Annotated in this window: 4 protein-coding genes; 3 read left to right on the top strand and 1 reads right to left on the bottom strand. The window is 48.3% G+C overall.

Translation table 11 applies throughout. The features are described from left to right. A partial coding sequence (locus IJN28_05105; GenBank protein ID MBQ6713145.1) for an excinuclease ABC subunit C occupies positions 1–434 on the top strand: 434 nt, incomplete at its 5' end. A 70-nt stretch (positions 435–504) separates the two neighbouring features. Continuing rightward, positions 505–660, top strand: a complete 156-nt coding sequence (locus tag IJN28_05100) for a rubredoxin (protein MBQ6713144.1) — start codon at positions 505–507, stop codon at positions 658–660. Between the two features lie 49 nt (positions 661–709). Here the strand turns inward: IJN28_05100 and IJN28_05095 are convergent, their stop codons facing one another. Then, complete coding sequence (locus tag IJN28_05095; protein MBQ6713143.1) at positions 710–1,249, bottom strand: DUF3231 family protein; 540 nt, start codon at positions 1,247–1,249, stop codon at positions 710–712. 220 nt (positions 1,250–1,469) lie between these two features. Between IJN28_05095 and IJN28_05090 the strand changes: the two genes are divergently transcribed. Continuing rightward, complete coding sequence (locus IJN28_05090; GenBank protein MBQ6713142.1) at positions 1,470–2,405, top strand: malate dehydrogenase; 936 nt, start codon at positions 1,470–1,472, stop codon at positions 2,403–2,405. Positions 2,406–2,634: the final 229 nt, after the last annotated feature.

Raw genomic sequence — 2,634 nt, 5'->3', positions numbered from 1 at the left:
CCGACCTGATCGTTATCGACGGTGGGAAAGGCCAGCTCTCGAGCGCACTCAAGGTCATCCGCGGTGTCGGCCTTACAGACGTGCCTGTCGTCGGCCTTGCCAAGCAGTTCGAGTATGTGTTCCGCGAAGGCGAATCCGACCCTGTTATCCTGCCGCGTCATTCACAGTCGCTCTATCTCATGCAGCAGATACGCGACGAAGCGCACCGCTTTGCTATCACGTACCATCGCAACCTGCGCGCTAAACGCAATATGCAGTCGGTGCTTGACCACATTGTCGGCATCGGCCCCAAACGCAGACAAGCACTCTGGAAAGCGTTCGGCAGTATCGATGCGATGCGCTCGGCAAGCGTAGAAGAACTGGCACAGGCAGACGGCATGAACAGTGCGGCGGCACAAGCTGTCTATGATTTTTTCCGTGCGCATGAAATATAGTTGTATAAGTAGGATTTTTTCGGTATAATAAGAGTGTAGATATAACAGAGAAGAAAGAAGGTGAACGAAAATGACTTGGGTATGCACAGTATGCGGTTATGTATACGATGTAGCAGTTGGCGACGAAGACAACGGCGTAGCAGCAGGCACGGCTTGGGCTGACGTTCCGGAAGATTGGGTTTGCCCGCTTTGCAGCGTAGGTAAAGATATGTTCGAAGAACAGTAAGAATGATAAAAAGAAGCGACCTTTTAGGATCGCTTCTTTTTATTTTGTATCAGTTGACGACTTTGTGCAGTTTTGGGAGCCAGCCGTTTTTGAGCATGAGCTGTAAGAGGCGATAATCCCAGTCGAGGCCGTCGTTTAAAAGTGTACGATACATGAGTGCGACTTCGACTTGGTACGACTGGTGAAGTGCGGCGAGCATGGCGAGCTGAGATGCTTTGGCGATAGAGCCGATGGCGATAGCGACTTCGGCATCGGTCAGGCGTGCATCGGGGTGTATTTCGAGCGGTGCCTTGTGAAGGGTACGGCGCGGGAAGGTGACAGACGGGATCTTGCCGCCGCTTTCTTGGAGAAGGTCTTCCGAACGGTTGATGAGGGATTTGGTCAAGGAATCCTGCGCCTGTTTAATGAGGTGCTTGAGTTCGGCATTCTGCGCGTGGTTGTAGAGCGTTTCGAGGACGGATACGTTGTAGCGGCCTTGTGCGATGACGCCGTAAAGACCCGAGGCTTCAAGATAGTTAAGAGGCTCTTTGTCCATGATGTTTTGGAAGAATTCGCGCGTTTCTTCGTTGAATCGCTCAAAAATAGACATATGATTCCTCCTTTTTTGTAAGTGTCGGGGCTTTATTAGGATTGCCAAACGAGTGCATAATATGTGAGATGATAATATTTTATTGTATACATAGAAAAGTTTGTTGATTATTCGCTCGGTTTATGATAAGATTTATGTTAGATATGGACAGCTCCGTAAACGGGCGTTTTATGTCAATGAGAACATATGTTCTTATATAAATGAAGGGGGTATTTTTAAAATGAAAGTTACTGTTGTTGGTGCAGGTAACGTAGGTGCAACTTGTGCAAACGTGCTCTTGGCACAGGAAGTTGCAGATGAAATCGTATTGCTCGATATTAAACAAGGTGTGTCCGAAGGTAAAGCTATGGACATGATGCAGACGGCTAACATGCTCAATCTCCGCAGCACTGTAGTAGGTGTTACGAATGATTATGCTGCAACGGCTGGTTCTTCCGTAGTAGTTGTTACTTCCGGTATTCCGCGTAAACCGGGTATGACTCGTGAAGAATTGATCGGTGTTAATGCCGGTATCGTTAAAAGCGTAGTAAGCAGCATTCTCGAACATTCTCCGGAAGCTATCTTCGTTATCATCTCCAACCCGATGGATACGATGACTTATCTCGCATTGAAAGCTAGCGGCGTTCCGAAAAACCGCATCATCGGTATGGGCGGTATGCTCGACAGCAACCGTTTCAGATACTACATCAGCCAGGCATTGGGCGTACATCCGGCAGAAGTTGACGGCTTCGTAATCGGCGGTCACGGCGACAAAACGATGATTCCGCTTCACCGTTTCGCTACGTACAATGGTCGCGCTATCAGCGAACTCCTCCCGGCAGAAAAAATCGACGAAATCGTAAAAGCTACGATGGTCGGCGGTGCTACGCTTACGGGCCTTCTCGGCACGAGCGCTTGGTATGCTCCGGGTGCAGCTGGTGCAATGGTCGTTAAAGCGATCGTTCGCAACGAACGTAAACTCGTTCCGTGCAGCGTATATCTCGAAGGCGAATATGGCCAGGAAGATATCTGCATCGGCGTACCGGTAGTATTGGGTACTAACGGTGTTGAAGCTATCGTTGAATATGACCTCAACGATGAAGAAAAAGCTTTGTTCGAAGCAAGTGCAAACGCAACTCGCGGTACGAACGCAGCTTTGGCAGACGCTTTGAAATAAGATATGCTAAATAAAGGACGAACCTTCGGGTTCGTTCTTTTTTGTATATCGAAAACCCCGCGCTAGGCGTGGGGTTCCGTAAAGCTTATAGCTATGCGTAAAACACAAAAGCTCCTTTTGATATAATGCTACTAGGCCTAGCAGCTTAGAAATTATATCAAAAGGAGCGACGTCAAATGAATGACAGACATAGTTTAGCACACACGCAATGGAACTGCAAATATCATCT

The organism is Selenomonadales bacterium (assembly GCA_017442105.1).
Classification (GTDB): domain Bacteria; phylum Bacillota; class Negativicutes; order RGIG982; family RGIG982; genus RGIG982.
This window is presented reverse-complemented; position numbering and strand designations above follow the sequence as displayed.